Source organism: Acinetobacter sp. Ac_5812 (assembly GCF_013072695.1).
Taxonomy (GTDB): Bacteria; Pseudomonadota; Gammaproteobacteria; order Pseudomonadales; family Moraxellaceae; genus Acinetobacter.
The window spans coordinates 1-25,837 of the sequence record NZ_LXUK01000027.1 but is presented as its reverse complement, the minus strand read 5'-3'; the positions used below and the strand labels follow the sequence as shown (position 1 = coordinate 25,837).

33 protein-coding genes and 3 pseudogenes are annotated in these 25,837 nt (G+C 39.9%); 15 read left to right on the top strand and 21 right to left on the bottom strand.

Translation table 11 applies throughout. The features are described from left to right. Positions 1-29: 29 nt before the first annotated feature. On the bottom strand, positions 30-851 hold the full coding sequence (gene dapD, locus A7P55_RS20290) for a 2,3,4,5-tetrahydropyridine-2,6-dicarboxylate N-succinyltransferase (RefSeq protein ID WP_171553539.1): 822 nt from the start codon (positions 849-851) through the stop codon (positions 30-32). Between the two features lie 621 nt (positions 852-1,472). Between dapD and carO the strand changes: the two genes are divergently transcribed. Continuing rightward, positions 1,473-2,228, top strand: a complete 756-nt coding sequence (carO, locus tag A7P55_RS20285; protein ID WP_171553538.1) for an ornithine uptake porin CarO type 5 — start codon at positions 1,473-1,475, stop codon at positions 2,226-2,228. Positions 2,229-2,332: 104 nt separating this feature from the next. Here the strand turns inward: carO and A7P55_RS20280 are convergent, their stop codons facing one another. From A7P55_RS20280 to A7P55_RS20255, 6 genes are all read right to left on the bottom strand, one after another. Next, positions 2,333-3,256 carry a CysB family HTH-type transcriptional regulator gene (locus A7P55_RS20280; protein ID WP_005151839.1) on the bottom strand — a complete coding sequence of 308 codons (924 nt, stop codon included), beginning with the start codon at positions 3,254-3,256 and terminating at the stop codon, positions 2,333-2,335. Between the two features lie 53 nt (positions 3,257-3,309). Continuing rightward, complete coding sequence (locus tag A7P55_RS20275) at positions 3,310-4,380, bottom strand: TOBE-like domain-containing protein (protein ID WP_171553537.1); 1,071 nt, start codon at positions 4,378-4,380, stop codon at positions 3,310-3,312. Positions 4,381-4,391: 11 nt separating this feature from the next. After that, positions 4,392-5,276: a sulfate ABC transporter permease subunit CysW gene (gene cysW, locus A7P55_RS20270; RefSeq protein WP_171553536.1), complete on the bottom strand. Its 885-nt coding sequence runs from the start codon at positions 5,274-5,276 to the stop codon at positions 4,392-4,394. Further along, entirely contained in the window at positions 5,273-6,106 is an 834-nt protein-coding gene (cysT, locus tag A7P55_RS20265) for a sulfate ABC transporter permease subunit CysT (RefSeq protein ID WP_005274145.1), read from the bottom strand. The genes cysW and cysT overlap by 4 nt, the downstream gene beginning before the upstream one ends. A gap of 77 nt (positions 6,107-6,183) precedes the next feature. After that, positions 6,184-6,786: an alpha/beta hydrolase gene (locus A7P55_RS20260; RefSeq protein WP_171553535.1), complete on the bottom strand. Its 603-nt coding sequence runs from the start codon at positions 6,784-6,786 to the stop codon at positions 6,184-6,186. A gap of 31 nt (positions 6,787-6,817) precedes the next feature. Further along, entirely contained in the window at positions 6,818-7,825 is a 1,008-nt protein-coding gene (locus A7P55_RS20255) for a sulfate ABC transporter substrate-binding protein (protein WP_171553534.1), read from the bottom strand. A gap of 272 nt (positions 7,826-8,097) precedes the next feature. Here A7P55_RS20255 and pabC point away from each other — a divergent pair, with 272 nt between their 5' ends. The 5 genes and pseudogenes from pabC to A7P55_RS20235 form a co-directional block, all read left to right on the top strand. After that, positions 8,098-8,910, top strand: coding sequence for an aminodeoxychorismate lyase (gene pabC, locus A7P55_RS20250; RefSeq protein ID WP_171553533.1), 813 nt, complete (start codon positions 8,098-8,100; stop codon positions 8,908-8,910). A gap of 1 nt (position 8,911) precedes the next feature. Further along, positions 8,912-9,991: an endolytic transglycosylase MltG gene (gene mltG / locus A7P55_RS20245; protein WP_171553532.1), complete on the top strand. Its 1,080-nt coding sequence runs from the start codon at positions 8,912-8,914 to the stop codon at positions 9,989-9,991. Next, positions 9,991-10,590, top strand: a complete 600-nt coding sequence (gene tmk, locus A7P55_RS20240) for a dTMP kinase (RefSeq protein ID WP_171553531.1) — start codon at positions 9,991-9,993, stop codon at positions 10,588-10,590. The genes mltG and tmk overlap by 1 nt, the downstream gene beginning before the upstream one ends. Positions 10,591-10,852: 262 nt before the next feature. Beyond that, positions 10,853-11,269 (top strand): annotated as a pseudogene (locus A7P55_RS22915) (hypothetical protein). A gap of 23 nt (positions 11,270-11,292) precedes the next feature. Beyond that, positions 11,293-11,499: pseudogene (locus A7P55_RS20235) on the top strand (dTMP kinase); the annotation flags it as partial. 253 nt (positions 11,500-11,752) lie between these two features. Here the strand turns inward: A7P55_RS20235 and nadB are convergent. Then, the gene (nadB, locus tag A7P55_RS20230; protein WP_171553883.1) at positions 11,753-13,390 is read right to left on the bottom strand and encodes an L-aspartate oxidase; all 1,638 of its coding nucleotides are present in this window, start codon (positions 13,388-13,390) and stop codon (positions 11,753-11,755) included. 372 nt (positions 13,391-13,762) lie between these two features. Here nadB and A7P55_RS20225 point away from each other — a divergent pair, with 372 nt between their 5' ends. The 4 genes from A7P55_RS20225 to A7P55_RS20210 all read left to right on the top strand — a co-directional run bounded on the left by A7P55_RS20225 (position 13,763) and on the right by A7P55_RS20210 (position 17,938). Beyond that, positions 13,763-15,139, top strand: coding sequence for a Do family serine endopeptidase (locus A7P55_RS20225; protein ID WP_171553530.1), 1,377 nt, complete (start codon positions 13,763-13,765; stop codon positions 15,137-15,139). 121 nt (positions 15,140-15,260) lie between these two features. Beyond that, positions 15,261-15,713 carry a thioesterase family protein gene (locus A7P55_RS20220; protein ID WP_171553529.1) on the top strand — a complete coding sequence of 151 codons (453 nt, stop codon included), beginning with the start codon at positions 15,261-15,263 and terminating at the stop codon, positions 15,711-15,713. 36 nt (positions 15,714-15,749) lie between these two features. Continuing rightward, positions 15,750-16,280, top strand: coding sequence for a GNAT family N-acetyltransferase (locus A7P55_RS20215; protein WP_171553528.1), 531 nt, complete (start codon positions 15,750-15,752; stop codon positions 16,278-16,280). Between the two features lie 434 nt (positions 16,281-16,714). Beyond that, positions 16,715-17,938, top strand: a complete 1,224-nt coding sequence (locus A7P55_RS20210; protein WP_171553527.1) for a site-specific integrase — start codon at positions 16,715-16,717, stop codon at positions 17,936-17,938. Here the strand turns inward: A7P55_RS20210 and A7P55_RS20205 are convergent. The 8 genes from A7P55_RS20205 to A7P55_RS20170 all read right to left on the bottom strand — a co-directional run bounded on the left by A7P55_RS20205 (position 17,935) and on the right by A7P55_RS20170 (position 22,133). Next, positions 17,935-18,183, bottom strand: a complete 249-nt coding sequence (locus A7P55_RS20205) for a hypothetical protein (RefSeq protein ID WP_004805755.1) — start codon at positions 18,181-18,183, stop codon at positions 17,935-17,937. The two genes, A7P55_RS20210 and A7P55_RS20205, sit on opposite strands and share 4 nt — an antisense overlap. Further along, positions 18,184-18,366, bottom strand: coding sequence for a hypothetical protein (locus A7P55_RS20200; protein ID WP_004805757.1), 183 nt, complete (start codon positions 18,364-18,366; stop codon positions 18,184-18,186). Then, complete coding sequence (locus tag A7P55_RS20195) at positions 18,363-18,767, bottom strand: helix-turn-helix domain-containing protein (protein WP_004805759.1); 405 nt, start codon at positions 18,765-18,767, stop codon at positions 18,363-18,365. Before A7P55_RS20195 ends, A7P55_RS20200 begins: the two co-directional genes overlap by 4 nt. Beyond that, entirely contained in the window at positions 18,761-19,000 is a 240-nt protein-coding gene (locus A7P55_RS20190; RefSeq protein ID WP_004805761.1) for a hypothetical protein, read from the bottom strand. Before A7P55_RS20190 ends, A7P55_RS20195 begins: the two co-directional genes overlap by 7 nt. Positions 19,001-19,139: 139 nt before the next feature. After that, positions 19,140-20,519 carry a hypothetical protein gene (locus tag A7P55_RS20185; RefSeq protein ID WP_004805763.1) on the bottom strand — a complete coding sequence of 460 codons (1,380 nt, stop codon included), beginning with the start codon at positions 20,517-20,519 and terminating at the stop codon, positions 19,140-19,142. Positions 20,520-20,528: 9 nt separating this feature from the next. Next, positions 20,529-21,290 (bottom strand): ERF family protein, encoded by a 762-nt coding sequence (locus A7P55_RS20180; protein WP_004805766.1) that lies wholly within the window; start codon positions 21,288-21,290, stop codon positions 20,529-20,531. Between the two features lie 11 nt (positions 21,291-21,301). Continuing rightward, complete coding sequence (locus A7P55_RS20175; RefSeq protein WP_004805768.1) at positions 21,302-21,673, bottom strand: hypothetical protein; 372 nt, start codon at positions 21,671-21,673, stop codon at positions 21,302-21,304. Beyond that, complete coding sequence (locus A7P55_RS20170; protein WP_004805770.1) at positions 21,663-22,133, bottom strand: hypothetical protein; 471 nt, start codon at positions 22,131-22,133, stop codon at positions 21,663-21,665. The genes A7P55_RS20175 and A7P55_RS20170 overlap by 11 nt, the downstream gene beginning before the upstream one ends. A 192-nt stretch (positions 22,134-22,325) precedes the next feature. Between A7P55_RS20170 and A7P55_RS20165 the strand changes: the two genes are divergently transcribed. After that, complete coding sequence (locus A7P55_RS20165; RefSeq protein WP_171553518.1) at positions 22,326-22,559, top strand: hypothetical protein; 234 nt, start codon at positions 22,326-22,328, stop codon at positions 22,557-22,559. On the opposite strand, the gene A7P55_RS22910 is transcribed toward A7P55_RS20165, so the two are convergent. The 5 genes and pseudogenes from A7P55_RS22910 to A7P55_RS22755 form a co-directional block, all read right to left on the bottom strand. Next, positions 22,510-22,707, bottom strand: a complete 198-nt coding sequence (locus A7P55_RS22910) for a KTSC domain-containing protein (RefSeq protein ID WP_354667329.1) — start codon at positions 22,705-22,707, stop codon at positions 22,510-22,512. The genes A7P55_RS20165 and A7P55_RS22910 overlap by 50 nt on opposite strands. 55 nt (positions 22,708-22,762) lie before the next feature. Beyond that, the gene (locus A7P55_RS20155) at positions 22,763-23,185 is read right to left on the bottom strand and encodes a hypothetical protein (RefSeq protein WP_171553525.1); all 423 of its coding nucleotides are present in this window, start codon (positions 23,183-23,185) and stop codon (positions 22,763-22,765) included. 131 nt (positions 23,186-23,316) lie between these two features. Beyond that, positions 23,317-23,619, bottom strand: a complete 303-nt coding sequence (locus A7P55_RS20150) for a hypothetical protein (protein WP_171553524.1) — start codon at positions 23,617-23,619, stop codon at positions 23,317-23,319. Positions 23,620-23,633: 14 nt separating this feature from the next. Then, a complete protein-coding gene (locus A7P55_RS20145; RefSeq protein WP_252727924.1) occupies positions 23,634-24,074 on the bottom strand; it encodes a S24 family peptidase in 441 nt (146 codons plus the stop codon). 18 nt (positions 24,075-24,092) lie between these two features. Then, positions 24,093-24,296 (bottom strand): annotated as a pseudogene (locus tag A7P55_RS22755) (helix-turn-helix transcriptional regulator); the annotation flags it as partial. A gap of 123 nt (positions 24,297-24,419) precedes the next feature. Between A7P55_RS22755 and A7P55_RS20140 the strand changes: the two are divergent. The 4 genes from A7P55_RS20140 to A7P55_RS20125 are packed head-to-tail and all read left to right on the top strand — an operon-like array spanning position 24,420 to position 25,626. Continuing rightward, complete coding sequence (locus tag A7P55_RS20140) at positions 24,420-24,671, top strand: Cro/CI family transcriptional regulator (RefSeq protein WP_171553522.1); 252 nt, start codon at positions 24,420-24,422, stop codon at positions 24,669-24,671. After that, on the top strand, positions 24,659-24,949 hold the full coding sequence (locus A7P55_RS20135; protein ID WP_171553521.1) for a hypothetical protein: 291 nt from the start codon (positions 24,659-24,661) through the stop codon (positions 24,947-24,949). The genes A7P55_RS20140 and A7P55_RS20135 overlap by 13 nt, the downstream gene beginning before the upstream one ends. 18 nt (positions 24,950-24,967) lie before the next feature. Beyond that, positions 24,968-25,330, top strand: a complete 363-nt coding sequence (locus tag A7P55_RS20130; protein WP_171553520.1) for a hypothetical protein — start codon at positions 24,968-24,970, stop codon at positions 25,328-25,330. Beyond that, positions 25,327-25,626 carry a hypothetical protein gene (locus A7P55_RS20125; protein ID WP_171553519.1) on the top strand — a complete coding sequence of 100 codons (300 nt, stop codon included), beginning with the start codon at positions 25,327-25,329 and terminating at the stop codon, positions 25,624-25,626. The genes A7P55_RS20130 and A7P55_RS20125 overlap by 4 nt, the downstream gene beginning before the upstream one ends. The last annotated feature ends 211 nt before the right edge of the window (positions 25,627-25,837 follow it).

Below are 25,837 nucleotides of genomic sequence, written 5' to 3'. Positions count from 1 at the left end.
CGATCAAGTTCCGCAATAAATATTACAAATTAGTCTGCGCGTAATAAATCGTTCAAGCTGGTTTTAGCGCGAGTTTTCGCATCTACTTTTTTCACGATGATTGCAGCGTAAAGGCTGTAAGTACCGCATTTAGATGGAAGGCTACCCGCAACAACCACAGAACCTGCTGGTACGCGGCCATAATGAACTTCACCAGTCTCACGATCGAAGATCTTGGTTGATTGACCAATGAAAACGCCCATTGAGATGACAGAACCTTCTTCAACAATCACACCTTCAACAATTTCAGAGCGTGCACCGATGAAGCAGTTGTCTTCAATAATGGTTGGGTTTGCTTGTAATGGCTCTAAAACACCACCGATTCCAACGCCACCAGATAAGTGAACATTTTTACCAATTTGTGCACATGAACCTACAGTTGCCCATGTATCAACCATCGTACCTTCGTCTACATAAGCACCGATGTTGACATATGACGGCATCAAAATCACATTTTTCGCTTGGAAACTACCACGACGAGCTACAGCAGGTGGTACAACACGTACACCTGCTGCTTTGAACTGCTCTTCCGTCCAACCTGAGTATTTCGTATCTACTTTGTCATAGAAACGAAGATCACAAGCTTCAATTGGTTTATTGTCATTGAGTTTGAATGAAAGTAAAACTGCTTTTTTTAACCATTGGTGAACAACCCACTCACCATCGATTTTTTCCGCGACACGAAGTGTACCGTTGTCTAAAGCAGTCAATGCTTCTTCTACAGCTTGACGGATTTCTGTTGGGCAGTCCGTTGCGCTATAGTTGGCACGGTCTTCAAATGCTTGCTCAATGATTGTAGAAAGCTGAGACATGATCTTCGTTCTTCCAAAAAAATTTTGAAGATTTTACACTAATTTTCTAGGGTCTGTTGCCATTTTATAAATAGGTTGCGTTATAGGCTTAAATTTTATCAGACGAGGTATTAAACGCAGGGAATGGCTATTCCCTTGCCAAGTTTCATAACGAAGTATGAGGGAATTTAAGCCATAACCCGAGCAAGAGCAAAGCACTACTTTGATTGCAACGCATGGCGAAGGTTAATGATATGGACATTTTTGTCGCTACATCGTGATGTCTTGTTCATTTAGAGTGGCTAAATTTCACAAGTAATGCCTTGTTATCGCCTAAGAAATCTTGCACCCTGTACGGCTTATGTCGCAAGCATAGATAAAGTGGCGGCAGACTCTCAGAATCTTTGAAAAAAGAAGTTACAATATATTGTTTTAAATTTGAGCAACAAAACTGTAATAAAAATGGAGACCATTGTTTTTTATCTATAATTTATAAATACATAATTCATTCGAATTTGTATCAAAAAATAACAAAAAGTAATCAGTTTCTGTATAAAAAGTTAGCGATCATTCTTTTATGCTTATTCCACAAGCAACAATTATACATTTATTTAAATAAAAGCGTTTTTTGAGGAGACTTCAATGAAAGCTTTGCGTGTTATGTTAGCAGCAGGTGCATTAACAGCGATTGCAGGTACTGCATTTGCAGCAGATGAACAAGTGGTGAAGGAATCAGTTTATGCATTCCCTTCATACTTAGATCCAGTTTCAGTTCGTGCTGAGGTAGGTACTACAGGCTACGGTGGTGCAATTTCATATCGAGTCAATCCATACGTGAGCTTAAGCCTTGGTTATAATGGTGGCGATATTTCTTGGTCAGACAGTTTAAAAATTGATGGCACGAAATATGATATGGACATGGACAATAAAACAGCATATTTAAATGCTGAAATTTATCCATGGGGTACTAATCAAAATGCATTTGCTCGTGCTCTTTATGTAGCAGCAGGCGTTGGTTATTTAGACAACGAATATAACTTGAAAAAACGTGTTGGTGGCAACAGTTTAGTTAAGGTTAATGGTGAGCGTTTTACAACAACCAACACTCAGAGTGCACAAATTGATGGTACGATGAATTATGATAATGATATCGCACCATACTTAGGTCTTGGTTTAAATGCTCCTGTATATAAAAATATAGGCGTGTTTGGTGAAGTTGGTGCTTATTACACAGGTAATCCAACTGTTAACTTAAAAACTTCTGGCGATGACCAAATCATCGGTAGTAATGGTAATACTTTAGAAAGCGCTGTTGATAAAGAACAACGCAATATTGAAAACAAAAGCAGATATGAGTGGATGCCAGTTGCAAAAGTGGGTGTGAGCTTTAAGTTCTAATCCATGCATTCAGCATAAAAAAACGAGCTTAATGCTCGTTTTTTTATGCTCTTTAATTAAGTCAAACAAAAGGCTCATGATGAGCCTTCTGTTTTCTGGATAATTTATTCTTCTGGATAAGCCACTTTTTTCAGTGCCTTAATATCTGTTTCTGGTGAGCAGAGCGAAATAAATTCATAACCATAGCCACGGAGTAGGTGTCCTTTGCGTACCGCAATCCAAGTGGTATTAACACCAAATATATCTGTTTTGATTTGCTGTAAACGATAATCACGCTCTGCGTCATAAGCGACATCGTTGACAATTCCGACACCCATATTTAGTTCAACATAGGTTTTGATGACATCGGCATCAAGTGCAGACATTACAATGTCAGCATGCAATTGTGCATCTTCAAAGGCCTTATCAATTTTAGAACGCCCTGTAAAACCACCATGATAAGTAATCAATGGATATTCAGCTAAGACGTCCAGATTGATTTTATCTAGTTTTGCCAAAGGATGGTCTTTTGGGGTGATAATGCTATGGTGCCATTCATAATAAGGTACGCTTGCCAAGTTATCTTCTGTTGTTAAAGACTCAGTTGCAATACCAATATCTGCTTCACCTTGGAGTAGCATTTCTGCAATCTCAACAGGGCTGGCTTGTTGTAATACCAAATGTACTTTTGGAAATAACTTTTTAAACTGATTCACAATCGGGGGCAGCACATAACGTGCCTGAGTATGTGTGGTTGCGATAGTCAGTGTACCTTCATCAACTTTATTAAAATCATCGGCTAGACGTTTAATATTGTCAGCATCGACCAACATCCGTTCTACAATGCTTAATAAGGATTGGCCCGGTTCGGTGAGGCCTAATAAGCGTTTACCTTTGCGTACAAATAGCTGTACACCTAATTCATCTTCTAAGTCTTTAATGTGTTTACTGACACCAGATTGGGAGGTATAAAGTGCCGCAGATGCTTCAGTTAAATTAAAGTTTTGGCGAACAGTTTCTCGAATAATTCTGAGTTGTTGGAAGTTCATAAAAGTTTTTCCTCGTAAGAGGATGGGGCGTGTTTTACCCCATCAATATTATTTTAAGCAACTTGCGTTGTTTGATCTGCGAATAAATGAAGTTGAGCTGCACTGATCCAAACGGTTTGATTTGGTTTGAATTGATGTAAGTTCGCCTCTTCTACACTTAATAAAATTTCGATAGTACGTCCACTACGATCTTGTAACTCCGCCACAACTCGACCTGCAATCCACACTTCACGTAAGAACGTTGCCTCAATGGTGTTGGCTTGAGGTTGGGTATGAATATGTAATTCATTTGGTCGTGCAAATGCAATCACTTTCCCTTGCGGGGCATCTAATAGCATTGGTAGCTGAATACGATCATCACCGATACGGATAATACCGCCAGTATGCTCACCTTCAAAACGATTTGCTTGACCAAGGAAATCAAAAACAAATGGGGTTGCAGGTTTTTCATACACTTCACGTGGTGAACCAATCTGTTCAACATCACCTTTGTTCATCACGATAATCTGATCAGCGACTTCTAAAGCTTCTTCTTGATCGTGAGTCACAAAAATTGAAGTGATATGCAGCTCATCATGTAAGGTACGTAACCAACGGCGTAATTCTTTACGTACTTTGGCATCAAGTGCACCAAATGGTTCATCAAGTAACAAAACACGTGGTTCAACTGCGAGTGCACGGGCTAATGCAATACGTTGACGTTGACCACCAGATAGCTGAGCTGGATAGCGATCCGCTAAGAAACCCAGTTGTACCAAATCCAGTAAGCGAGTCACACGTTTTTTTATTTCAGCTTCAGATGGACGTGTTGCGCGCGGGCGAACGCGTAAACCAAAGGCAATGTTGTCAAAAACAGTCATGTGGCGGAACAGGGCATAATGTTGGAAAACAAAACCAACTTGACGTTCACGCACGTGGATGTCCGTTGCATCTTCACCTTCAAGTAAAACCTGACCACCATCTGCAGATTCTAATCCTGCAATGATGCGTAATAAGGTTGTTTTTCCGCAGCCTGAAGGACCAAGTAGGGCAACTAATTCACCTTCAGGAAAGTCCAAAGAGATATTTTTCAGCGCATGGAATGCACCAAAGTGTTTTTCAATATTTTTAACTTGAATACTCATGTGTTTATTCCTTAGTGATTCGGCTGATGTTTATTTGCTTGCTCTTGACGAATTTCCAGCCAAGTTTTCAAAATCAATGTAATGATCGCTAAAAATGCCAGTAATGAAGACACAGCAAATGCAGCACTAAAGGTATATTCGTTATAAAGAATCTCGACGTGTAACGGTAAAGTGTTGGTTTGACCGCGAATATGACCTGAAACCACGGATACCGCACCGAACTCACCCATTGCACGGGCATTACACAGAATTACGCCGTAAATCAGACCCCATTTGATATTAGGTAAAGTCACTCTCCAGAAGGTTTGCCAACCTGAAGCACCGAGTACAATCGCAGCTTCTTCTTCCTCAGTCCCCTGTGCTTCCATTAAAGGAATTAACTCACGTGCTACGAAGGGAACAGTAATGAAAATAGTGGCGAGTACAATCGCAGGTACGGCATACAAGATTTTGATGTCATGATCCATTAACCAACTGCCCATCCAGCCTTGTGTACCAAAAATCAGAACTAACATTAAACCTGCGATCACTGGTGATACTGAGAAAGGCATATCAATAATGGTGGTTAAGATGGCTTTACCACGAAACTGGAACTTTGCAACTGCCCATGCAGCTGCGACACCAAACACCACATTAATGGGTACTGCAATCGCGGCAGTGAGCAAGGTCAGTTTGACGGCTGATAAAGTATCTGAATCGGTTAAAGCATTAATATAAACGGTCAGACCTTGTTTAAATGCTTCAACAAAAACCAAAATCAGCGGGAGGATTAAGCAGCTCAGGAAAAAGATCAGTGCAACACCAATCAAGGTATAGCGAACCCAAGTCGGTTCACGGGTTGCATCTCTAGTTTGTAATTTGAGTGCTAAAGCATTGCCATTGGTATTTAAACTCATTGTGCAACTCTCCCTGTACGACGGCTAGCCCATGCTTGCACCAAGTTAATTAAAAATAAGATGCCAAAAGAGAGGACGAGCATAACCACAGCGATGGTGGTTGCACCTGCGTAATCGTATTCCTCTAAGCGAGAGATGATCATCAAAGGTGCAATTTCTGTTTTATAAGGTTGGTTGCCTGCAATGAAAATAACAGAGCCATATTCACCAACGCCACGTGCAAATGCTAAGGCAAAACCTGTTAGCAAAGCAGGGAATAAAATCGGCAAAATGATTTTAGTAATGGTTTGCCAACGATTCGCTCCTAATGCTGAAGCGGCCTCTTCCAATTCAGTTTCAATATCACTGAGTACAGGTTGTACAGTACGAACCACGAAGGGAAGACCAATAAAGATTAAAGCAAGTGTGATCCCAATCGGGGTATAAGCCACTTCAATCCCGAGTGGAGAAAGGTATTGTCCAATCCAGCCTGTTGGGGCATATAAAGAGGTTAAGGCAATACCTGCAACAGCAGTCGGTAGGGCAAACGGCAAGTCCACCAAAGCATCGACAATACGTTTGCCTGGGAAGTTATAACGGACCAGACACCAAGCCAATAACAAACCAAAAATAACGTTCACTAAAGCGGCAATCAGTGCGGCACTAAAGCTAAGCTGTAAGGATTTTAAAATTCGTTCTGAGGTTAAGATTTCCCATAAGCCATCCCATCCAATCCCAAAAGATTTGATAAATACAGCAGATAAAGGAATAAGCACAATCAAAGACACGTAAGCGAGGGTGAAGCCTAATGAGAGACCAAACCCAGGCAGCACTCGGGAACGCTGCGACATGATATTTCCTCAAAGAGAAATGTTTGCTAAAACAAGCAAATAAATAATGCGAATACTAGAATTACGGAAAGCTGGGGTTAGGCAAATTTCAAATTAAAATTTGCCTGACTCATTCGGACGATAGGCTGCATCTTTTTTTCAGGGAGCAAGTAGTTCAGGATATCAGGGAAGGGGCCAAATCCAGATGCGACATTGATATGACCAACTGGACCTAAATTAATCGGTGTTAATTTCCATGCCTGAGCCAATTGCAAGGCATCGACATAACCCAACCAAGGGTCATTTTCACTAATCAATAATGTGGTTGGCACTTCTATTTTGAGCTGCTGAAAATACTGCTTATAGTCAGTCAAGCTATGACGCGCAAAACCTGCTTCACCAAACCGTGCAGGGTTCGCCGGTGCAACCAAAATCAGATTTTTAACTTTTGCTCTGAGTTCTGGGTGTTCAGCCAGCGCTGCTACACTGGTTAAGCAGCCAAAGCTATGTGCAACGATTTGAACAGGCGCTGGAGCGGCTGAAACAGTTTTAACAAATTGCGCCACCCATTCGCTGAGCACAGGACGATCCCAATGTTGCTGTTGAACGCGAGAGCTAGACACGAGTTGCTGTTGTAACCAAGACTGCCAATGCTGCGCTTCGCTACCACCTACACCTGGAACAATTACGGTATGAATCATGTCCGCTCTCCCTATTTACCCGTTGAGTAAATTATTTTGTTGTACTGTTGATCTTGACGATTTGGTCAAAGATACCGCCATTATCAAAGTGAGTTTTTTGCACCTTAGTCCAGCCGCCAAACTCTTGGTCAATCGTCACCAATTTAAGTGGTTTAAACACGTTGCTGTATTTCTTTAATACTGCGGCATTACGTGGACGGTAGAAGTTGCGTGCGGCAATCTCTTGTCCTGCTGGTGAATACAGGTAGTTCAAGTAACCACGAGCGATTTGTAGATTACCTTTTTTCTCAGCATTCTTTTCAACGACAGCCACTGGTGGTTCTGCAAGAATAGAAAGAGTAGGTGTGACGATTTCGAATTTGCCTGGTTGCTCACGTACGGCAAGATAAGCTTCATTTTCCCAAGCCAGCAATACATCACCGATACCGCGTTCAGCAAATGTTGTGGTTGCACCACGTGCGCCTGAGTCAAGTACTTTGGTTTGTTTATAAATTTGACGAACAAATTCTTGAGCTTTAGCGTCGTTACCACCTTTTTGATGTTTCGCCCACGCCCAAGCACCTAAGTAGTTCCAACGTGCGCCACCCGATGTTTTTGGATTTGGTGTAATGATTTCTACACCTGGCTTAACAAGATCACCCCAATCTTTGATTTGTTTTGGGTTGCCTTTACGAACAAGGAATACAATTGTTGAGGTATATGGCGTAGAGTTGTTCGGTAATTTCTTTTGCCAGTCTGCTGGAAGTAGTTTTGCATTTTCCGCAATCTCATCGATATCTGCTGCAAGTGCAAGTGTGACTACATCAGCATTTAAACCATCAATCACGGCACGGGCTTGTTTACCTGAACCACCGTGTGATTGTTTAAAGTCGATGTCTTGACCGGTACGCTGTTTCCAGAATGTACCGAATTGTTTGTTAAAATCTGTATATAACTCACGAGTCGGATCATAAGAAACGTTTAAGAATTCTTGTGCCGCAAATGAAGAAACTGAGAGCAATGCGGCAATGACGCCGACTTTAACTTGAGAAAAACGCATGGAAAACCCCTTTAAATTGATCTGTTATAAGCAGATCTTCAATCACTGTTTGGAATATGTACGCAGCATAACGCCAGTTTTTTTGCAAAAAAAATAATAAAAATCGAATTTGTTATGAAAAAAATAGAAATAGATAAAACAGATAAGCTTTGCTGAATTATTGATAAATAAGAAATTTTTAATTCTCAGTTTAAGTTGTTATACTTATTTAAAATCAATGGCTTATTTGTTTTTATGGTAGGTCTTATATAGAGTGGATAGGTACTTAAATCATGCAGTGTTATAAAAATGGACAATTGATTGACTCCATTCCTTTATTAGACCGAGCTTTTCACTATGGAGATGGTTGCTTTACCACCGCACGTATTTTTCACGGAAATTTTGAGCTAAAAGAACTACACTTTGCACGTTTAAAATTGGCGTGTAATAGCCTCAGTCTTGATGCAGATTTATCCTTTGTTGAAAAGTCTTTTGTGCACTTACAACAGCAACATCCAAATCTGAATGGCACTTTAAAAGTCGTGATTAGCCGTGGTGAAGGTGATCGTGGCTATAGTCTGCCATTACATGCGGCTGATGTTTATGTATGGTATTACCCAAGAGTGACACAGGTTTTTCAGCCTGAGTGGATTGAAAGTGGCATGTTAAATCATGCTTTGGGTTTGAATATGCCTCATTTAGTGGGTTTAAAAACGTTGAACAGATTAGAACAAGTTTTACTAAAACAAGAAGCTGATCAGCGTGGTTGGTTAGAAGCCCTCGTTAGTGATGTACAAGGCTATATTGTTGAAGGGGTGAGCAGTAATTGTTTTATTCGTATAAATGATCGATGGATTACGCCTGAACTTCGTTATAATGGCGTCCACGGTGTGATGAGAGCCAAAATCTTGTCGAGAATGCAGCAATATCAGATTGAATGTGAGCAGCGCTGTATCGATATGAATGAGATTGGCCATATCCAAAGTTTATTTTTTTGCAATGCGTTACATCCAATGAAAGCGGTTGTTCGATTTAATGATCAGGCCTTAGCGCAGCAACCCTATCTTGATTTATTTGAAACTTTAAAACTTAGCCAGATTGATTAATATGCCAAAGCCGCCTAGTTCCAGCAAAAGTAAGAAAAAGCCCAAAGCGAAACCGAAATCCAGATTTTCTTTTTTTAAAGCCTTTTTGATCGCCATTGTTATTTTTGTTTTGGTGATCTTTGGCATTGTATGGTCGAGTTTATTTAAAAACTACCCTGTAGACAGTAAAAAACAGCTTTTAGTGATTTCTTCTGGTGATACCTATTCAAGATTTATTGACCGTTTAGCCAAAGAAAATAAAGTGAATTTTCCAATAGTTTTAAAGTTGTATCAGAAGTTTATGATTCATGACACCATGAAAGCGGGTGTCTATGAAATCACAGAAGGCATGAGTATTCGTCAGGTGATGGATATGTTGTCTGATGCAGATAATGCGCAGATGAACCGTATTCTGGTGATTGAAGGGACGACCTTTTCACAGTTGATTCAGAGTTTGCGAAAAGATTCGAATGTCACCAATACATTGCTTGATCTTCCTCAAACTGAATTGTTAAAACAATTAGATATTCCTTTTACACATCCAGAAGGTTTGTTTGCACCTGATACGTATTTCTTTGCCAAAGGCGAAACGGATAAAAAAATCTTAACTGATTTGTATCGCCGTCAAATGAAATCTTTGGATGAGGCTTGGGCCAAGAAAGCACCGAATTTACCTTACAAAGATAAGTATGAAGCCTTGATCATGGCTTCGATTATTGAAAAAGAAACCAGTTTAGATAGTGAGTTAGAACAGGTTTCAGGTGTCTTCGTCCGTCGTTTGAAAATGGGGATGCGCTTACAAACTGATCCAACCGTGATTTATGGTATGGGGGAGAATTATAAAGGCAATATCACCCGTAATGACTTGCGTACGCCAACGGCGTATAACACCTATACCATTAACGGTTTACCACCAACGCCAATTGCTTTACCAAGTAAAAAAGCAATTGAAGCAGCGATGCATCCAGATGATGCCAAAAATATCTATTTTGTTGCCACGGGCAATGGTGGGCATAAATTTACCGCGTCTTTAGAAGACCATAATCGTGCAGTGCAAGATTATTTAACTGTACTACGTTCAAAGAAAAAGCAGGGCGAATAATGTTTATTAGTTTTGAAGGTACGGAAGGTGTTGGTAAGACTACGCTGATTCGTAAAATTCATCAGTACTTTGAACAGCAAGGTAAAGAAGTGGTGTTGACCCGTGAACCGGGTGGAACACCATTGGCTGAGCAGATTCGCTCACTGTTGTTGGCGGTGAATCATGAAGAGCAAATGAGTCATGATACCGAGCTGTTATTGATTTATGCAGCACGGGCACAGCATTTACAGCAAGTGATTTTACCTGCATTAGAGGCAGGCAAAATTGTGCTGAGTGATCGTTTTACCGATGCCAGCTTTGCTTATCAATGTTCTGGACGCGGTTTAAGTCAGGAAAAGCTGCAATTGTTAAATCAAACTTTTGTGGCGAAAATGCCAAATATCACCTTTTGGTTAGATGCACCGATTGAGTTGGGCATGACCCGTGCGCGAGAGCGTGGTGCCTTGGATCGTTTTGAGCAAGAGAAATTAAGTTTCTTTGCTAAAGTTCGTGCAGGTTATGAGACTTTATGGCAAGCAGAGCCTGAACGGATCAAGCGTTTGGATGCAACACAGAATGCGGATATTGTGTTTGAAGAGGCTTTGCAATATTTGAAATAAAGATTTTTATTCTAAATTTGCATTGCCACATAGTTTTTGTGGCAATGCATTAGGTCATATTGTTCTTGTCTTTTTTCTAAGGTGAGAGGTAATAAGTGAATATGCGCTGTTATAAATAAGATTTAAAACTAATTATAGTTCACGGATTTTTTATATATTTAACTTGGAATTTTAATAAGAGGATTTTTTAATTTAAATGAATGTTGCGAAGTATTTGACTCTTTGTTAATTTACAGCGACAAATAGTAAGGGGTCGATATTAATGAGAAATATATTATTTTTTAGTTTTGTTTTTACTTTAGTTGGTTGTTCAACAGTACCTGTAACGACTGATTCAGCTAAAAATCTTCCAATGGATTGAATTTATAATCCTGAATACTTTTCAAAACAATCACCAGATCAAGCAAAAGTAACCTTTTTAAGAGATAAAGGGTTTACTGGAGGTGGTTGTTCGCATGATATTTATGTAAATAATACTAAAGTATTCTCCATTCGTCCTAATGAAAAGGGCGTTATTTATCTGAAACCAGATTATTACATTTTTAGATTAGAAACTGGTGGTGGCATATGCCCAAATATTGCGACTTCGCAAGAGACGACATTAAAGCCAAATGCGGAGGCAGAATATCGAATCTTATTACCGTCTGATATGAACTTGAGACTAACTAGAATTAAATAATAAAAAGCTAATATTTAAAAGAGTTTGATGCATCGATTGAATTGGGGATGACTCGTGCGTGCGAGCATGGTGCATTGGACCGTTTTGAGCACGAGAAATAAAGTTTCTTTGCTAAAGTTCGTGCAGGTTATGAGACCTTATGGCACGCAGAACCTGAACGGATGAAGCGTTTGGATGCAACAGAGAATGCGGATTTTGTGTTTGAAGATGCTTTGCAATATTTGAAATAGGCCTTAAGTAATATCCAGTCCGAAAAATAGCCTGTTTTTTAGTATTTGAATTCAAGTTGTTATTTACTATCGAGATTGGCGGCATGGATGCCGCCAGTTGGACAGGGGTAACAAGGATGTACCCTCTGTCTAACAAGGGATTTTGATTACTTTGATCCTTCAAAGTAATGTATTGCCTATACAAACAGCATCTAATTATTCTGATTATATGAGGCAGTGCCAATTAAAAAATAATAGGTGAATAAATTGAGTGTTATTCATTCACCAACGGCTGTTCTACTTTAAAATTTGGTGGCGTGAGTACTGTCTTACGAATCTCATTTGAGAGTTCAGGATAATCTAGCGTGTAATGCAAACCGCGTGATTCCTTACGTTCCATTGCGCAACGTACAATCATTTCAGAAACTAAAACTAGATTACGCAATTCAATCAAGTTTTTGCTGACACGATAATCCTGATAATACTCAGTGATTTCACGTTTCAACATTTCAATACGGTGTAAGGCGCGTTGCAAACGTTTGGTGGTACGCACAATACCCACATAGTTCCACATAGTAGAACGTAGCTCATCCCAGTTTTGCAGGATTACCACATCTTCATCTGCATCAGTCACTTGCGTTTCATCCCAAGAAGGAACTTCGGGCAATTTAAAGTCTGCATCAAATTTCTGTTCGATATCTTCTGCTGCACTCATGCCATAAACAAAACATTCAAGTAGTGAGTTACTTGCCATACGGTTAGCACCATGCAAACCAGTATATGAGGTTTCACCAATGGCATATAAACCATCTAAATCGGTTTGGCTATGTTCATCCACCACCACACCGCCACAGGTGTAATGTGCAGCTGGAACCACAGGAATCATATCTTTGGTGATATCAATACCGAGTTCAAGCAAACGTGCATATAGTGTCGGGAAGTGTTCGGTAATAAACTCAGGTGATTTATGCGTGATGTCTAACCAAACATGACGAATACCTAAACGCTTGATTTCATGGTCGATGGTACGTGCCACAATGTCACGTGGAGCAAGTTCAGCACGTTCATCAAAACGTAGCATAAAACGTTCGCCGTCTGGTAAACGCAAATAAGCACCTTCACCACGCATCGCTTCGGTGATCAAGAACGAACGCGCTTTTGGATGGTATAAACAGGTCGGATGGAATTGGTTAAATTCCATATTGGCCACACGGCAACCTGCCCGATAGGCCATAGCAATACCATCACCGGTCGCAATATCAGGGTTCGAGGTATAGAGATAAGCTTTCATTGCACCACCACAGGCAAGTGCGGTGAATGGCGCGAGGAAAGTATGAACCTGTTCATTAGCTTCATCTAAAGCATATAGACCGATTGAACGATTGGCTTGGTTTTGATGCCCAAGCTTGTGTAGGGTAATCAGATCAATCGCAATATAATTTTCAAAAATTGTAATATTTCGTCGTTCTTTCGCACGTTCAACCAAGGTGGTTGAAATGGCTTTGCCTGTTGCATCGGCAGAGTGAATGATACGGCGTTGTGAATGTCCACCTTCACGGGTAAGGTGCAACTGCTCGTCATCATCTAGCGTAAATTGCACACCTTGCTTGAGCAGGAAATCAACCGAAGGTTTACCACCTTCGACGGTGTGTTTGACGGCATCTAATTCACAAAGATGACCGCCTGCAATCATAGTGTCATTAATATGTTGTTGAATAGAATCTGTTTCGTCTAAGACTGCAGCAACACCGCCTTGCGCATAGAAGGTACTGGCTTCTGTCAGCGCTGCCTTGGCTAAAATTGCAATGTTGTAATGACTTGGTAAAGAGAGTGCAAGACTTAAACCTGCACCGCCACTGCCCACAATAATCACATCAAAATGGTGAATTGTTTTTAAATCAGGCATGTCAATCTGCTTCAGTTTTAAACGTTCGCTAATGACACCGCTTTTTTATCAAAAAGGCAAGGGCTAATCTGCCTAGAATTGAGTGAATTTTTAGCGAATGCGACTTATTTGCCGATTATTTTTTGCCTCATCTGTATGAATGAGAAAATGATTAGGTTTCAGTACATTGTTTTAATCTATCGTTAAGCTGTTCAGGATAAAACCATTTCTATCGGGTAAAGTATGGCGTGTTTCTCCATAGTTTATTCACATTTCATCATTCTAGATCGTTGTATGCATTGAAAATATAAACATATTTTTACGAAAAGAATGATGGGTGTGTGCTAGAAATATAGACCTAAATTTCATTTTAATTATCAGTATGTAGGTTCTTGCTTCATGAAAAGTCGCTATTTACAACAAGGAATGTATGCTGCGGTATTTACGATAGCAGCATCTCAAGTCAATGCTGCATCGCCAGTAGATTTTTCAAATCTCGTTGAGCAGGTCAGTCCTGCGGTCGTGAGTGTCAATGTTGTTAAGAAAATGACTCAGGAAGAGTTATTACAGCAACAAGTCCCTGAAATTCTACGTCGTTTTTTTGGTAACCAAGTGATTATCCCTCAACAGCAGGGACCTCAAGAAAAAACGGCATATGGTAGTGCCTTCTTTATCGGGAAAGATGGCTACTTACTCACGAACCGTCATGTAATTGCAGATGCTTCACGTATCAGTATTACCTTAAATGATCGTCGTGAATTGGATGCGACACTTGTAGGAAGTGATGAGCGTACAGATATTGCATTGCTTAAAGTGAGTGGCAATAATTTTCCAGAATTAAGAATTGGTAATGTAGATCAACTCCGAGTAGGCGAGCCTGTACTCGCCATTGGTTCACCATTTGGTTTTGATTATTCCGCTTCGGCAGGGATCGTCAGTGCAAAATCAAGAAATATGAGTGGGGAAACTTCGGTTCCATTTATTCAAACTGATGCGGCTTTAAACCCAGGTAACTCAGGTGGTCCATTGTTTAACCAGCGTGGTGAAGTGGTGGGTGTCAACTCACGTATCTTTAGTGGTACGGGGGGGTATATGGGCTTATCATTCTCGATCCCAATTGATGTGGCGATGGATGTCGTACAACAATTGAAAACCACTGGTAAAGTCACCCGTTCTTATCTTGGTATTATGATGCAGGATATTGATCGTAACTTGGCAGAAGCCTATAAACTGCCGAAACCAGAAGGCTCATTGATTACTCAGGTTGCACCAAAGTCCCCAGCTGAAAAAGCAGGTCTAAAATCTGGTGATGTGATTTTAAAAGCCAATGGTGCGCCAATTTCGCGTACCAGCGATTTGCTTTATTCACTAAATCGTATTGCGCCGAACCAAACTGTTCAACTGGAAATTCTACGTGATGATAAAACACGTACAATTTCTGCAACATTGGGTACTGCACCAGATGACACTGCTGCTGATGCTGAGAAAAATAACCCAACCAGTGGTTTAGGCATGAGTATCCGTGATCTAACTGCAGCTGAGCAAGCGCGTTTAGATGTGCGTGGTGGTATCTTGATTCAAGATGTGAAGCGTGGTGGTACTGCGTCCTTATCAAATCTGGTTGGGGGTGATGTGATAGTGCAGGTGAATGGTACAGCGATTACCAACAGCCAACAGTTTGCAAAAACTGTTTCTGCCTTACCAAAAAATAGTGTTGCGCGTGTAACGATTATTCGCCAAGGTCAACGTGCAATCCTTGGATTACGTTTACCTTAATGCTGGCATGAAGGCTATGTTGCTAAAACCACTCTAGATTAGGGTGGTTTTTATTTTGAAATACTTTCGTGTTTAGACTAGTGTAGCTAGTGGCACATTGTTTGATGAAATATACAATATTATGAGTACGATTTTTGATTTAAAAATACAAGTCCAGCCCAAGCATATCGATGTATTGGGTCATGTGAACAATGTGATGTACATCCAGTGGATGCAAGATGTTGCTTCAGCACACATCGAAACATTGGGTTTAGGTTTGGCACAATATTTAGAACTGAAACACGCTATGGTCGCGGTTGAACATCATGTTCAATACCGTAAGGCAGCACTGGAAGGTGAGGAAGTCATCTTGCGGACATGGCTAGATGATATTAATGCACTTTACTCGTTCCGTCAGTACGCCTTCTATCGACCTAAAGATCAGAGTGTTTTATTTGTTGGTAATACTAAATGGGCGTGTATTGAAATTGATTCAGGGCGACCAAAGCGAATGTCGCCGAGTTTTACCCAAGCTTATCAACCGATTGCTGCAGACTTAGATCCTATGGATTTTAGTGTGAACTATTTTGAATAGAAAGCATTAAGTTTCGAGCAGATGAGAGCGTATTTGATGCAACCATTGAAGACATTAGCAACAGAACGTTTGATTTTAAATAGCCTACATTTAGATGATACTGCATTTGTTCTCGATATGTTTTCAAATGCTCAAGTACTCGAATTTTATGATTTAGATGCTTTTTCTGGGATTGAACAGGCGGAAGCACTGATTCATCGAATGCATCATCGTTATTGTTCAGCATCGGGCTTTCGTTATGCGATACGTTTTAAGACTGGTGAAATGATTGGCGGTTGTGGTGTTAATCGCATTATTGAGGAGGGTGGTGATCATCGTGCGATTATTGGTTATGACTTACATCCGAATTACTGGGGAAATGGTTATATGCTTGAGGCAATTACAGCGATGTTAAATTTGATTCGAACTGAATTGTTGTTTGATCGAAAAATTCGCCATGTAGATGCACAAGTCATGCAGCAAAACCTTAAATCACAACGACTATTACAGAAATTAGAATTTCATCAAATTCAACCTGTGGTCGAAATGGGGCGAACATTCTTGCAATTTCGATTGTCGTTATTTTGATATTGAGTTATTTGGGCCTAATGCTATACCGCATAAAACGTCTAGGCATAAATTTCTTTCGTCTTCATACCGACCTTCTGTTATAATCGCGGGCAATTTTATTAAACCATTTGGCTCACTACTTTTTGAAAGTATAGAGCGTTCTATTTTGTTAAGGTAACCCATGGCGCAAGCTAAAAAATCCGTAGATATCAAAAATATACGCAATTTCTCGATCATTGCTCATATTTATGATTGAAGTGGAGTAGCTAAAAGTCGCTATCGGACACAATAAGTCAAGAAATCAAGTAAAGCCCACATGTTGGGCTTTTTTTCACGGTCACTATCGGACATAATCAGACACTAAGCGAACCTATAAGCAAAGCAAATTATGTACACAAATGAGTACATATTTGAGGGTTTTTCACTGTTCCTTCAGTTTAGTGTTGGTATTTATGGCTCTTACAGAATCTTGGTTAAAAGCGCAGCTCGGAAGGGATAGAGATAAGCTAGAAGAATTTTCAGATCGTGATGCCATGGGGGTGAGAATCACACCCAAGGGCAAAGTTATATTTCAATTACGATACCGCTATAACGGGAAACAACACCGACTTGATCTTGGCTCATATCCAAACATCACTTTAAAAGAGGCCCGTTTAGAGTCGGATCGTTTACGTGCTCTATTGGAAAAAGGCCATGACCCTAAACAAGTAAGATTAAAAGAGCTTTCAAGCATTCAGAATGCCTATACATTTGAAAAACTATTTTCTGAATGGTATGAAAAATTCTGTTTTCCTAACAAAGCTAGTCATCATGATATTAAGCGTTCATTCGAAATTTATGTTCTGCCGAAATTTGGAAGCCAAAATAGTGATGACATTACAGCTTATCAATGGATTTCATTATTAGAGGATGTCGTGCGTCATAGCCCATCAATTGCAGCACGTTTACTTTTGAATGCTAACCAGTGCTTAAAATGGGGCGGTAAGCGGGGTATAGTTACTACGAACCACCTTGCCAACGTCTCAGCAAAACATGACCTTAGAATCGAGAAGAACGTAAAAGAGAGGGCATTAAGTGATTATGAAATTCATATCTCATTTGATGCGTTGAAAAATACAAGAATGGCCAAAAAGAATAAGCTATTTTTAACGATGCTATTGGTATATGGATGCCGAGTAGGAGAGTTAAAATTAGCCAAGAAATCAGATTTTGATTTTGAAAAGAATATTTGGTCAGTACCAGCAGCAAACCATAAAACTGGCAAAAAAACTAAAAAACCTTTAATCAGGCCAATTACCGAAAACATCAAGCCATATTTGATGCAAGTTATGAAGTTATCACCTGAATCAGTTTATCTATTCACTGCAGATGGATCAGATCAGCCACTTGGTGAATCATCACACCTGACAATGCCATATAACATTTTTCAATGGTTAAAGCGGCATAAAGGGATTGAGATTCAACACTGGTCAGTGCATGACTTGAGACGTACCATGAGAACAAACATGTCTACGATTGCACAGCCGCACGTATGTGAGATCATGCTAGGGCATGCATTGCCTAAAATTTGGGGAACATACGATAAGCATGATTATTTAGATGAGCAATATGAAGCTTATACGAAGTGGGTAGAACGGTTAGAAAATATTTGGATAGATGAAACGCTAGCGAACTAGCGTTTTTTCTTTTTGCGGAGTGGCAACGATTGAAACCATGTAAGGATTTTGCCTGAGTCATAATTGTTGCCTGAATTACGGCATGCTGAGAATGGCTTAGGCATAGGGTTCTCAAATTCTTCCTCATCTTGCCAGCGACATAATGTACGTGATGAGCGTTTAAGAATTTGCTCTAGATCTGCAGTCTTTAATACCGGTTCAGACTTCAAAGCTTCTTCAATTGTCATACCTTGAAAACTAGCCATTTATTTGCTCTCCACATTTTCTTTTCTATTTGCATCGCGTATAGCTTTCGCCCAAGATTCAATTTTTTCTATAGTTTGGTACCGCCATTCTGGAACAGCTTTTTCACCTTCGATATTATCAATCACTAGGTCATTGCAGATTGCAATAATTGCATCAGCTGCTTTTGCAGTTAATTCATTCATGCTGCAGCCCTCACGCTTGTATTGGATCTAATGCCTCTAACTCTGTATCCGAGTTTGGTGCGACTCATGCCGATCTGATCTGCAGCTAAACGCTGATTACCTTTGCTATAAATTAATGCTTTTTGAATGATGGTCATTTCAATATGCGATAGGATTCTTTTAACCGCCGTACCTTCGACCTCAATTGCACATTCAATATCATTCTCACAAAGAACAATCCCTGTATTTTTAGCTTTTAGCCAGGTATCCCAAAGAACTACAATTTGATCGAATCTAAAAATGCAGTTTGTGTCACGCTGGATAGAATGGATACTGCCTTTCTGATCCCATTCAATTTTCAACACACCTAAAGCTTTAACATGATCCATAAAGTATGCTTGCTCAACTTTAATATTTAGCATGATGTTCTCCCAACTACTTTAACCAGGGCGCGGTATTGATCTTGTAATTCCCCAGCACGTTTCTCAATCCACCGACTTTTTTGGCGTGTGAGCTCTTGCTCTGTACAATACCGGTTCATGTTTTTAAAGATGCCAAAGTTCTCGGCCAATTGTTCTTCTGCACGTTTAGTGGCAGTTTCTAAGCTCAACTCTGCAGGCATAAGAATAAATTTTTCTTGATCTTGATTTGACATCACTTTCTCCAAATCGATTCTTTAAATTTGGCGTTGGCCACCAGATCCGTTATTTCTGATTCATTCACATTTTGGAAAATGTGCGTCATATTTCCCCCGAATACGTAAAGTATTCGGGTTTTGGTTGAGTAGTTGAATCTCATGGCAGATCCTCATCAATGGAAGTTGATGCAGATTGTTCTAACTCTGCTCTGCGTGAACTGACATAACGCATCATTTCTGGTTGTGCTATTGGGTCCATAGCAGACACATCGATTTCAAGTGCATCCAGTGCAGTTAAATCAGGTGCATTTTGGATTTGTGCCATTAAAGATGGTTGTTTATCCGCTTTCTCGTTTTGAAGTACTTCTAAGCGTTTATGCATGTACTGCAGCAAAGGTTGACGCTGATCTGCTGACCAAGAATTAGTTGATTTAATAACTGTATTAACCTCATCAGGCGTTGTAGATTCATCAACTCGTTTCTTTAATTCAATAAGTTTGCTTTGGTATTTTTCCTCTTCTTCTTCGATTGGCTTGCGCTCATTGTTTTTTTGCACAGTTTCAACATCTATATTTTGTGCCTGGGCAACAGCTGCAGCTGCTACAACATTTATATCAACTGGTGCTTGCTGTGTTGAAAATGAAGTAAGTTTTAATTCAAGCTCTTTGGCTAGAATTTCATGCTCATATTCTTCCAATCCAGTGCTTGTATTAATTCGGCCATGAATAACATTTAGTTTAGCGGGGGTGGTTGCTTCCATTATTTCCCCGATAAATGCCTCACATAAAACAGATAACTCTGGTTCCGATTTGTCCTGGATAAACAGCTCATGATCTTCGCTTTCAGCTGCAACCTTTTCTTGTGCTAACTGTTCCAGTTTTGCAAGTTTGGCACCAGTGATAGCTTCAAGTTGCGCTTCATTAAAACCGTTTCCATCTAAACCATAACAAGTGGTTTCAACTTCCTCTGCAGTCAAACAAGTAGCGATCGCATCAATAACAAGATCCTTGTTGTGTTCAATTTGTTTGACTTTTTCCTTTTGAGCATCAGCAGTTGTGATATTTTCTTGCGGCTCTTTTTTGCGTTTTATTTTACTAGGCTCTTTACCAAGACGAGTAACAGTTACATCGTTATTAAACTCACGTCCTAATGCTTTTGATATGGCCTTTAATTGAAGCTCAGCATTTTCAGCGTCACGTTGAACAAAACCACTATTAATAGATTCAACAAGCGCACTGGTTTTGAAGTTCATGACATAGATTGAAGGGGCATAAGTACAAATAACAAATACATCTTGCCCTTCTTGATATTCATCAACCGTAAGTGGCTTTGTAAATTTAATACCAGCTAATTCCAACATTTCTAATTGAATGCAAAATTCATAATTAGGTAGGCCAAAAACGGTCGCAGGCATTTGGTCCAGAGTGTTGAAATCTTTATCTGCATGAAGAACGCCATCACCAGCATAACGGCACAGTACTGTTTTACCCTTTTGAAGAGCAGCGAAAGCCTCTTGGGCATTTAAAATATTATTCATAGCCGTGTCCTAGTGATGCATCTGATTAGTTTGTTGATTTTGAACTTGTGAAGGCATTGGTAATTCCCAGCCTTGCTGGTCGGCACGCGCCTGGCATGCTTTTCTGATACCGGCATAAAAATTAGTGCCGTTAAACGTACTCAATGCCTTTTCTAAAGTTGCAGGATTATTTGCCTTGCTGATTGATACCAAGGCATCCTGAAAGCGCTGGCCAAGAGACTTTTGAACAGGCTGATTCTGTTGCTGAGATGTGTTTTGGTTTTGCTGGTAATTCCCACGCTGGTTGTTCCGGCCATTAGCACTTTGTTGGTTTTGGCCTCTACCTGGCTGGTTATTTTGACCCTGTGATCCAGCTTGTTGTTGGTATGCATCCGTATCGGCATCTTGGGTATCATCAATCAGAAATAGGCCATTTAATGCGTATTTACGTGCGTATGAGCTTGAAGCACCAAAGGTTTGAGCTACGTCCATTCCTTTTTTATCAATGTCCACACCTGCATGGGCAGTTACTACTGTTTGCTTGCCATTTGCATCGGTAAAAACGGCTTTAGCTGTTAGTACAACCACAGAACCTATTTCTTGAACTTCATCTGTTAGGACCAGGGTTGCATTATGTTGAAGTAAAAATGGTTTTACTCCCTCTAAGATGTCCTCAAGGCTGCGATAATGGAATTTACCAAACTTGTTATATTTACTTTTTGGTGCCTTTAAATCCTGTTGAATGGTGCGTAACACATCTAATTCAGCAGATTGTGATTGTTGTTGAGTCATGACAGATCCCCTTAATTAGATTGTGCGTTGTTGTATGAGGTGCGTTGATTTGCGCTATAACGTGAACCTTGGCTGTTGCGTGCCGTGCGTTCTATAGCTCTTTGATAGTTAATTACCTTTTTTAATGCACCTTTAAACCATGTCTTAGATAGATCATCTGTAGTGATCTGGCGAAGTTCGCCATCTTGTGAATCACGAACACGGATTGAATACCAATCGAATTTTAGGTCCTGGGCACCGCCAAAGAACTCATTGTCAAAGTCTGGTGTATAGTTCAATGAAAGCTTGGCCAAGTAGATTTTTGGACCAAGGCGAACGTTGTAAAAACCATCTTTGTCTTTGCAAAGGTACTGGCTAAAAGGGGTAGTGAATTTAGTAATCATGATCACCCCGTACCATTTTATTTTTTTCGATGTGGGCGGTGATGATCGAAATCATGTTCCGAATATCATCAGCGTTTGTGAAATCGCCGTAGTTATCACCATTAGGGGTGAATACCTGGTCTACGGCAAAATTATAGATATATACAGCTTCATCATTGCTGCCTAACTGGCCGTTATCATCTGCAACAAATTCAAAATCAAAGCTTGCATGTACTCGGAAACCATCAAGGTTGATTACTGCTTGGCCAGTGCGCTGGTCAGGTGTGATTTGAACAGCTAACACGCCATAATTTGATTGTGTATTTGCATAGTTATAAGAAGGGGCTATTTCGACTGGCTTAGTAACCAATGCATAAGCACCAGTCAAAGCACCAATTCCAAGAGCTGCAACTGTGCAATTTTTTAACAAGCTCTTGCCCATTGCGTAGTTGCGATTGTGGTTTAAAACATTTTGTTCCATAATGAACCTCATGTTGTGAAGAGCCCTGTTCGCCGTGGTAAGTGTTCAGGGCTTTTTGCTGTCTGTGAAGTAAAATATAACTATAGTTATTTTAATAGTCAAGAATATAATTATAAAATTATCGCTTTAGTTATAATTGTGTTTTAATAGACAAAAGAAAACCCACAGTGGGTGGGTTGGAAGGGGTTTATTATGTTAACAAAATCTGAGCAAAAAAATATTCGTGAAAAGTTGATCAGTATACAGATGAGCTTGAGCTCAAATAATAATGTTATTGCCACTGATGATTTATCAGCCAAAGAAGATGATATGCATTGGCGTACTGACCACACTAAGCAAATTAATGAGGTAGAAGCTATAGCTAGTATACTGGGGATTAACCTCTGTAGCGACCCTCAATATACTTGTGATAATAAGCACCCTTAGATGGTGCGGCCATAAGCTCATTGAACACCTGGAAAGGTACATTGTAAAAAGTGTAAGAAATCGGATTGTTTATAAATTTAATAGCAAGTTGTTTTGTGGTTACGTCATATCCGATAGCATCAATAGCGCTTGATCTTACAGGAATCATATTCATACGTTTCTCCACCCGATCATTCTAAGGGCTGTGTCGGGTTCACAGTAAATTATTTTATGGGTGTGTATTTTAAAAGTGCATTAATTGTTTGGCGGTAACTATTATGATTAGAAAAAACAGCTCGGCCAGAAGAGTCAATGTGGTAGGACTTTTTATATTGCTCTTGGTATTCTTTAACAGCCCTGTCAAAGCCAATACCCTTGATTCGATCAAACCAAGTTCTGTGGAAGTAGCGGCTTCGCAATCTCAACAAATCAGCTTTGCTGACAGGATTGCTGAAAATCCTATCGCCCTCGGCATGCAATTGAGCGATCAGAGTATCATGTATAGGAGCCGAGATAGTCAGAAACTCGGCTCGACGATCCTTGTTGATAGCATTCCTGTTACCAATCCAAGCTCCGATAAGAAGAGTGATGAAGGGGATGATATAAGGTATGTGCTTGATGTAATCGTTAGCTTCTACTTCACTCATTCTATTCTCTGTAATTCGATACTAACTTTTATATATGGTTTTTTGTGCGGTAGTGGGATGTTGTTTTCTCGGCGCAAATAAATAGTTTTAGGTTCAAGACTTTACTATTCATCACGCCAATAACGAGCTATTTAAACCTTTGAATACTTTTCTAAAAACTCATCAATCCAACTCTCAGCCTGCTCCAAATTACTTATATCAGCCAGCTTTAGATTGGTCTCTTCCGCTTCGTTAAATCCTTCAATTATTGCCTCAAAGATATTTGCTTCGTTAATAACTTCGCGTGCCATTTCAGCAGCGTCATAACTTTGCTTGGCTTTTTTAAGTGAAGCTATCTGTTTATCAATACCATCACCTATTTTTCCTAATGCCGCCTTAAATTCTTGCTTGTTAATAGATAGGGTGGTTTTGGATTTATTGAGTGTTGCGATCATGATTAAGACTCCCTTTAATATCTCGTGTATTTACCAACCACCTTTCCAACTAGCCGACATGTGTGGTCAAGCAGCATAAGCTGTGGTCGCCAATTTGGATTTAATGGCTGTAAGTAATAATCCCCATCTTCAGAAATAAGCTTTTTAAAAGTAGCCTCACTATCCCCATTGCAAGCCATTACCACTAAAGCACCAGTATTTAGTTCGTCTATTTGATAAGTAGGGTTAATGTAGATAAATTCATCAGCCTTAAAATCAGGCTCCATAGACGCACCTTTTACAATTAGTGCAAAGCCATTTGCCCCCGCTCTTGAATCATAAGGTATCCAGTCGATGGCGCTTGACAGGTCACTAGACAGCACATAGCTAAAGTCGCCAGCCTGCACCCAGGATAAAACGGGTGTTTGCCGCGGGCTTTCATTGGGAGTCAAATCAATAGGAGGAACAAAGTTCATGTGCTGGGGTTTTCTCTGATCTTCCCCATTTCCAGTTTGAAGCCAATATGCGTCAACGCCTAAGAACTTAGCAATAGCAGGTAGAAAAGAAGATTTTTGATTTTTGCCCGACTCGAGTGCTTGATAAGCAGGTTGAGACATTTTTACTGCCTCAGCTACTTCAGCTTGTGTCTTTCCAGCTTTCTTTCGAGATTCTTTTAATCTCTCTTTGAGTGTAGTCATAAACCGCGCATCGCCTTTTTACATCAATATATAACCTTGGTTATAAGTAATCAAATAACTATAGTTATTGACTGATAATAACTATAGTTATAATATGGCTATATCTTTACACAGGATATAACCATGAGTGAGTTACAGAAAAACATCTATCAATCTTTGGTTGATCACTTTGGAGGGCAAGAAAATACAGCCAATGCCCTAAAAGTCTCCCAACCATCAGTATCCGGATGGGTACGACAAAATAAAAACATGTCTGAACTTGTAGCGATCCGTGCTGAAAAGGCTACAGATGGGAAATTCAAAGCAGTGGATTTATGCCCATCCCTAAAGGAATTCCAAACCCCGACTGTGGAGTTGCAGCAATGCAGAACATAAAACCAAAACTTTTAGAACCTTTGACGACACGCGTACCTATCGAAATAAAGCAGCTAGTAGATGATCTGGCTGATGGTAATCGAGCGAAATGGATGAGAGAGGCCATTGATTTAAAACTTCAAATCGATTTAGGCCAATCATCAATCGAATTGCTAAAGAAATCAAAGAATACAAAGTATTCAAGCGAATACATGAATGTACTCAAAACAATTATTTCCGTATTCCAGATAAGCAAAAAGCCCGAAGTTGCAATTCGAGCTTTCAGCAGTGTTCATTAATCAAGGAAATCTTAGAACATGACAAATATATCAAAGCCAAAGCAAGCAAACAATAGTGATTTTGTAGTGGGCGACACAGTTGTTTTTATAGATGCAACCAAACCCGATCACTTAATGATCGTCTATCAAGTGCAAAAAAACGGCGTCCTGCTCAATGGGAATAACAGCTTTGCTCTTAACCATTTGATTCGACACGCAACGGTTTTTGAAGTGCTGGAAAAAAAGCGCCATACCACTTCTATCGATGATCTTTTTGAAGTACTGGGCTTTGGGGATGATCGCCACATTGAAAATCACATCTCACCCAGATGTGAAAATATTTCCAATGATGAGCAGATTCATTTAAGCAAGGCCTTTGCAGCACAAAAGGAGGTCTCATGAATAGTTCATCTAGACTTCCAGATTACAAACAGATCCAAGCAATCCAGTCTTGGTATGAACCAGCATTGAGAACATTAAATAATTTGTTAGATGTTCGAAAAGCCAATTTACGAAAAATCAATCGTGATGAGGCCAATGCTGCAGTAACGCGAGATGAGCTCATTGAGGCATTACATCAGCATCACCGTATGAGCTATGGCGATGCCAGTTTGGTTATCACCAGTCTGCATCGTGCTGACAAAATCCTTATGTTTGGCCGCTTTATACAGGTGAAAGACCAGGGTGGTGAGGTATGAGTAAATATACCCCGAATACCTTTCATGTTGTAATCAAAGCTAATTTTATAGGAGCTACAACATGAAAAATGAATTTGTGATTTGCCAATATTGCGAAGAAGAGTATGCGGTTGATTATTACAGCAAAATTCACCCTGAAGTTATTTTATGCAATCCATGTGCAAACATGATTTTGGATGCTGTGCTTATAGCGCAATATGGCCGAGACGTT